This window comes from Streptomyces phaeochromogenes (genome assembly GCF_001418655.1).
Taxonomy (GTDB): Bacteria; Actinomycetota; Actinomycetes; order Streptomycetales; family Streptomycetaceae; genus Streptomyces; species Streptomyces phaeochromogenes.
The window spans coordinates 21718-27736 of the sequence record NZ_LIQZ01000137.1 but is presented as its reverse complement, the minus strand read 5'-3'; the positions used below and the strand labels follow the sequence as shown (position 1 = coordinate 27736).

The 6019-nt window shown below is 72.2% G+C and carries 7 protein-coding genes; 4 read left to right on the top strand and 3 right to left on the bottom strand.

The window, feature by feature from the left end:
- The first annotated feature begins 60 nt into the window (after window positions 1-60).
- Entirely contained in the window at window positions 61-543 is a 483-nt protein-coding gene (locus AOK17_RS19210) for a MarR family winged helix-turn-helix transcriptional regulator (RefSeq protein WP_055613733.1), read from the top strand.
- On the opposite strand, the gene cofC is transcribed toward AOK17_RS19210, so the two are convergent.
- Window positions 513-1208: a 2-phospho-L-lactate guanylyltransferase gene (gene cofC / locus AOK17_RS19205; protein ID WP_157881359.1), complete on the bottom strand. Its 696-nt coding sequence runs from the start codon at window positions 1206-1208 to the stop codon at window positions 513-515. The genes AOK17_RS19210 and cofC overlap by 31 nt on opposite strands.
- Window positions 1209-1221: 13 nt before the next feature.
- Window positions 1222-1707: a nuclear transport factor 2 family protein gene (locus AOK17_RS19200; protein WP_055613730.1), complete on the bottom strand. Its 486-nt coding sequence runs from the start codon at window positions 1705-1707 to the stop codon at window positions 1222-1224.
- Between the two features lie 122 nt (window positions 1708-1829).
- On the opposite strand from AOK17_RS19200, the gene AOK17_RS19195 reads away from it, so the two are divergent.
- The gene (locus tag AOK17_RS19195) at window positions 1830-2084 is read left to right on the top strand and encodes an acyl carrier protein (protein ID WP_055613729.1); all 255 of its coding nucleotides are present in this window, start codon (window positions 1830-1832) and stop codon (window positions 2082-2084) included.
- Here AOK17_RS19195 and AOK17_RS19190 read toward each other — a convergent pair.
- On the bottom strand, window positions 2066-3226 hold the full coding sequence (locus tag AOK17_RS19190) for an acyltransferase domain-containing protein (RefSeq protein ID WP_063997257.1): 1161 nt from the start codon (window positions 3224-3226) through the stop codon (window positions 2066-2068). The genes AOK17_RS19195 and AOK17_RS19190 overlap by 19 nt on opposite strands.
- Before the next feature lie 177 nt (window positions 3227-3403).
- On the opposite strand from AOK17_RS19190, the gene AOK17_RS19185 reads away from it, so the two are divergent.
- Complete coding sequence (locus AOK17_RS19185) at window positions 3404-4669, top strand: beta-ketoacyl-[acyl-carrier-protein] synthase family protein (protein ID WP_055613727.1); 1266 nt, start codon at window positions 3404-3406, stop codon at window positions 4667-4669.
- Window positions 4666-5952: a ketosynthase chain-length factor gene (locus AOK17_RS19180; protein ID WP_055613726.1), complete on the top strand. Its 1287-nt coding sequence runs from the start codon at window positions 4666-4668 to the stop codon at window positions 5950-5952. The genes AOK17_RS19185 and AOK17_RS19180 overlap by 4 nt, the downstream gene beginning before the upstream one ends.
- The last annotated feature ends 67 nt before the right edge of the window (window positions 5953-6019 follow it).

Genomic DNA, 6019 nt, shown 5'->3' with positions numbered 1-6019 from the left:
GCCTCGTAGGACACCCCCGCCCCACCGTCCGGTACCGTGGCGGATCTGGAGGTCGAAGCGATGTCAGAGGAGCCGGAGGCGGAGGCGGGTAGTCGTCTCAGCGCCGAAGAGGCGGTTCGGGCGATGCTCGTCACGTTGCCGCGGCTGGTCTCCCGCGCCAAGCGCACCCCCGTGCCCGAGCAGTTGCGCTCGTTGCGGCTGGCGCCCCGGCATCTCTCCCTGCTGTCTTGCCTCATCTTCGACGGGCCCACGTCCGTCAAGGACCTCGCCGCTCGGCTGGAGGTCGCGCCGACCACGGTCAGTCTGATGGTGAGCGACCTGCAGCGTGAGGGCGTCGTGGAGCGCCGTTCCGATCCCGACGACCGCCGACGCAGCATCGTCTCGCTCACCGAGGACCCCACCACCCGCGCGGCCGTCGACGACTGGCTGGCCAGCGGGGCCAGGGCCTGGCGCAAGGTCTTCGACGACCTCAGTCCGCAGGAGCGCGCGACATTTGTGCATGCCATCCAGCGTTACGAGGAAGCCGTCGCCGAAGCACCCTGAACGCCCTGGACGCCCTGAAATCCTTCAACAGGGTTGGCCGCCGCCGGGAACCTCGCCTTGCGCAGGCGGAACAGCGCCGCCGTGTACGGCCCCACCCCTCGCAGCGCCACCCGCGCCAGGTCCTCCGGGGTGTCCACGTCCAGCCGGATGCCGCAGTCGCTCGGCATGTCGATGGGGAACGCCCCGAGGGAGGCGTGCCGGTGGGCGGAGTCGGTGCCGAAGGCGGGTGCGAGGCCGGCGGTGGTGAGTGCGGTCAGGACGGTGGTTCCCTCGTCGGTGTGGTCGGCGACGAAGGCCCGATCATGATTCCGTGCCGCGCGCAGGACGTGCTCCAGTTCGCGTGGACGCAGGCCCGGCAGGTCTGCGGTGAGCGCCGCCACCGGGCCCTCGGGGCCTACCGAGCGGCACTTGGCGGCCCCTAGGCGTATGGCGTCGTTGAGGTCGGGATCGGGTGCGTCCGGGCAGACCAGCGCGCCCAGGGTGCGGGCCTGCGAGGCGGCCAGGGGATCGGCCGTCACCACCACGACCGTACGGACTCCTTCGGTGTTCCGTACGGCCCACAGTGTGTCCAGGAAGAAGGCGTGGGCCAGTTCCTGGCGCCACGGTCCCAGCCCCGCCGCGAGCCGGCTCTTGGCCCTGCTGAACGACTTGACCGGGAGCACCACCGACCACACGGGCTCAGCCCTGCGTCCGGGCGCGCACCACGAGGTCGTCCCGCTCGATGACCCGGGACCTGCTGCGCAGCACACCGGACACCCGGACCAGGGTGTCCCGGACGAAGCAGGTCGGCTCCACGAGGACGGCACCCTGCGCTGAAGTGACCGTCACCGTCGCGTAGTAGCTGGTGGACACCGTGCCGTCGTCGGCCTCCTCGACCGTCATCATGTCGAACCAGTGCCGGGGCTGCGCGCCGTCGAACCTGCCCGCCGCCGCCCGCGCTCCCGCCTCGATCGCCTCGGGGCCGGTGAGTACGGTGCCGCCCGCGAGGCGGAACTCCGCGTCCGCGACGAACGTGGCGGCGAAACCGCCGAAGTCGTCCCCGTCCATCCGGTGCATCTGGCGGGCGTAGAACTGTGTCACCTCCACGTACAGCTCGGGGGAGGGGAGCTTGGGAGCGTTCGTCGTCTCGGCAGTCGTCTCATCAGTCGTCTCGTCAGTCGTCATGGTGGCGATGCTGTGGCCGCCTACTGGAGGCCGGATCGAGCGGCGGCGGAGCCGACGGCGTCCCACCTGCCGTCGAGCCGGTCTCCAGCAGCCGTCGAGTGCGACCGCACAGGGTGTGCCGCATGGCTGAATTCACCATCACCGAGTTCCAGAGCGTCGTGAACGCCTGCTTCGACGGAGCCACCAGTGAGGAGATCAAGGATTCCACGCTGCACACCGAGTTCACCGACCTCGGTTTCGACTCGCTCACCGTGTACGAGATCGTGACCCGCATCCAGGACGACTTCAAGGTCAGCGTGCCTGACGAACAGCTCGACGAACTCACCACCCCCGCCGCCCTCATCCAGTACGTCCAAGGTCAGCTCACCACTGTGTGATCCCCTGTGTGATCCCGCTGTTCCCCCAGCCGCTGCAGCGCCTCGGCGAAGACCCGCGCGTCGGCCGGGCCACCGGCGTCCCGGCCGACGGCCAGCAGGGGGACCACCTCGCTGGCGCCGTCCCGCACCGCGGGGTGGTGCCGGGCGGGGGCGCTCAGGCTCCGGTCCGCGGAGCCGTCGAGCAGCAGCAGACCCGGGCGCCTCCCCAAGGTGTCCAGCAGTTCCCGCAGGGCCGGCCAGTACCGCACCGGCGCGGCCAACTGTCCGCCCCAGAAGTGCGGATCCCGCGCCTGCTCCGGGGTCACCGCTACCCCGGTGCGGGTGGACACCACCGTGCCGGCGTCCGCCCGGGGAGTACGCGGCCCGAAAGCCGCCAGTGCCTCGGCGAAGCGCAGCGCGGCTCCTTCCATGGCCGGGCTGTGGAAGGCGTGCCCCGAACGCAGCGCGCGTACCAGGAACCCACGGTCCCGCAGGTGTTGCTCCACGGCGGCCAGTGCCTCCCGGGGGCCCGCCAGCACCGTCTGACGCGGTCCGTTGAGCGCCGCGACGGCCACCCCGGCGAAGGCCGCCCTGTCGGCCACCCCCGCGACAGCCACCCCGTTGGTCCCGGCTGCTATCCCGTCGGCCCCGACAGCCGACCCGTCGACCCCGGCAACCGCCCGATCGGCCCCGACAGCCGACCCGTCGCCGAACCCCCCAAGCTCTTCGGCCAGTTGCCCCTCCGTCGCCGCCACCGCGAGCATCCCGCCGTACCCCGTGCCCTCCAGCGCCCGGGAACGGGCGGCGGCCAGCGCGCCGATGTCCGCCGGATCGAAGACGCCCACCAGGCAGGCCGCCGCCAGCTCGCCCACGCTGTGCCCGAGCAGCAGTGCGGGAGGTTCCGCCGCCGCGCCGACCGCACGTCCCAGCGCGTGGCCCACGGCGAGCAGCAGCGGTTGCGCCACCGCCGACTCGTCCAGCTCCGGGTTGGGCGCGGGGCGCAACCACGCCGACCGCAGCCGTGACCCCGTCGTGCCGAGCCGGCCGAAGAACTCGTCCATGGGCGCGGTGAACTCCTCCCGCGCGCCGTACAGTCCGGCGGCCATACGTTCCCGCTGCGCACCCTGTCCGGGCAGCAGCAGCACACTTCGACGGCGCTCCACGGGACCTCCCTCGCCTCGGCCCCCGGCACGTCCGGCGGGCGGGCCGAGCCTGTCCGAGCCGTCTCGACCTGGAGTGGACCACCGCTGGACCCGGCGAGACGGGGCCGCCAGTCGAATTCGAGCCGTGGTCAAGGGGTTGCGCCGACAGTCGAAGACAGCCGAACGAGGGGCAGGACAGTGAACCGAAGTGTCGCAATCACCGGGATAGGCGTCGTCGCGCCGGGTGGGGTGGGCAAGAAGGCGTTCTGGGATCTCCTGGTCTCGGGCCGCACCGCCACCCGCACCATCTCCTTCTTCGATCCCTCCCGCTTCCGCTCACAGGTCGCCGCCGAAGTCGACTTCGATCCGCAGCGGTCCGGGCTCAGCCCGCGGGAGGCGAGGCGGCTGGACCGGGCCGCACAGTTCGCCGTCGTCAGCGCCAGGGAGTGCATGGCGGACAGCGGCCTCGAATTCGTGGAACTCGACCCGCACCGCACCGGGGTGAGCATCGGCAGCGCGGTCGGCGGCACCACCGGACTGGAACGCGAATACCTCGTCCTCAGCGACAGCGGCCGGCTGTGGGAGGTGGACAGCGACTATGTCTCGCCCCACCTCTTCGACGCCTTCGTGCCCAGTTCCCTGGCGGCCGAGGTGGCTTGGACCGTGGGCGCCGAAGGCCCCGCCACGGTCGTCTCCACCGGCTGCACCTCCGGGCTGGACTCCGTGGGCTACGCGCGTGACCTCATCGCCGAGGGCACCGTCGACGTCATGATCGCCGGGGCGGCCGACACCCCGATCTCCCCGATCGCGGTCTCCTGCTTCGACGCGATCAAGGCCACCACACCCCGCAACGACGACCCCGAGCATGCCTCCCGGCCCTTCGACCGCACCCGCAACGGCTTCGTACTCGCCGAGGGCGCCGCGATGTTCGTCCTGGAGGAACTGGAGCACGCGCGGGCCCGGGGCGCCCATGTCTACGGGGTCATCGGCGGCTACGCCACCCGCTGCAACGCGTACCACATGACGGGTCTGCGGCCGGACGGCCACGAGATGGCCGAGGCCATCCGGCACTCACTGGACCAGGCGCGGCTCAACCCCGACCTCGTCGACTACGTCAACGCGCACGGCTCGGGCACCAAGCAGAACGACCGGCACGAGACGGCCGCTTTCAAGGAGACCCTCGGGCAGCACGCCTACGAGGTGCCGATCAGCTCCATCAAGTCCATGGTCGGGCACTCGCTCGGCGCCATCGGCTCCATCGAGATCGCCGCCTGCGCGCTGGCCATGGAGAACGGTGCCGTTCCCCCCACGGCCAACCTTCACGAGCCCGATCCCGAATGCGACCTGGACTACGTGCCGAACGAGGCCCGGGAGCACGGCGTGGACGCCGTCCTCAGCGTGGGCAGCGGCTTCGGCGGCTTCCAGTCCGCCATGGTCATCACCCGAGAGGAAACCACGCGATGACACTGGCCACTCCCGCGGCCCAGGAGACCCCTGAGCGCACCGGGCGGCCGACCGCCGTCATCACCGGCATCGGCGTCGCCGCCCCCAACGGCCTCGGCACCGAGCAGTGGTGGCAGTCCACGCTGCAGGGCACGAGCGGCATCGGGCCGGTCGTCGACTACGACGCCTCCCGCTACCCGTCCCGGCTGGTCGGGCGGATCGACGGGTTCGAGGCGGCCGAGCACATCCCGGGACGGCTGCTGCCGCAGACCGACCGGGTGACCCGGCTCGCCCTCGTCGCGGGCGCCGAGGCACTGGCCGACGCCGACGCCGACCCCGCCGAACTGGCGGAACAGGACGGATACGGCGAGTACGGCTGCGGCGTGGTCACCTCCAACGCCACCGGTGGATTCGAGTTCACCCACCGGGAGATCCGCAAACTGTGGACCCAGGGCCCGCAGCAGGTCAGCGTCTACGAGTCCTTCGCCTGGTTCTACGCGGTCAACACCGGCCAGCTCTCCATCCGCCACAAGCTGCGCGGACCCAGTGGCGTCCTCGTCTCCGAGCAGGCGGGCGGCCTCGATGCCATCGGCCAGTCCCGCCGCACGCTGCGGCAGGGCGTCAAGCTCTCGCTGACCGGTGGCATGGACTCCTCCCTCGACCCCTGGGGGCTGGTCTCCCACCTCGCGAGCGGCCGGCTCTCCCGCTCCGACGACCCCGCCACCGCCTACCTGCCCTTCGACACCCGCGCCGCCGGTCAAGTGCCGGGCGAGGGAGGCGCGATGCTCGTACTCGAAGAGGAGACGGCGGCCCGTGCGCGCGGCGCCCGGGTGTACGGCGAGATCGCCGGATACGCGGCGACCTTCTCGCCGCGGCCGGGCTCCGGACGCCCGCCCGGTCTCGAACGCGCCGCACGGCTCGCCCTCGCCGACAGCGGGCTGGGCGTCGAGGACGTGGACGTGGTCTTCGCCGACGCCGCGGGACTGCCCACGGCCGACGACGAAGAGGCCGCGGCACTGCGCGCCCTCTTCGGCCCCTACGGCGTGCCGGTCACCGCCCCGAAAACCCTCACGGGCCGGCTCTTCGGCGGCGGGGCCCCGCTCGACGTGGCCGCGGCCCTGCTCGCCCTGCGCGACGGCGTCATCCCGCCCACCGCGGGCATCGACCGCCCCGTTCCCGAGCACCGGCTCGACCTGGTGCGCGGCACGCCCCGCCACACCCCGCTGCGTACCGCCCTGGTGCTGGCGCGGGGTCATGGCGGCTTCAACGCCGCCGTGGTGGTCCGCTCGCCCGAGGCCGCCTGACCTCCGATCTCCACCCGTGCCCGCACCCGCACCCGGACCTCACCCCCACTCACCCCATCCGATTTCG

Bases quoted from the DNA above. Each gene is read 5' to 3' on its own strand.
- AOK17_RS19210 (WP_055613733.1), top strand. From the start codon at position 61: ATGTCAGAGGAGCCGGAGGCGGAGGCGGGTAGTCGTCTCAGCGCCGAA.
- AOK17_RS19200 (WP_055613730.1), bottom strand. From the start codon at position 1,707: ATGACGACTGACGAGACGACTGATGAGACGACTGCCGAGACGACGAAC.
- AOK17_RS19195 (WP_055613729.1), top strand. From the start codon at position 1,830: ATGGCTGAATTCACCATCACCGAGTTCCAGAGCGTCGTGAACGCCTGC.
- AOK17_RS19180 (WP_055613726.1), top strand. From the start codon at position 4,666: ATGACACTGGCCACTCCCGCGGCCCAGGAGACCCCTGAGCGCACCGGG.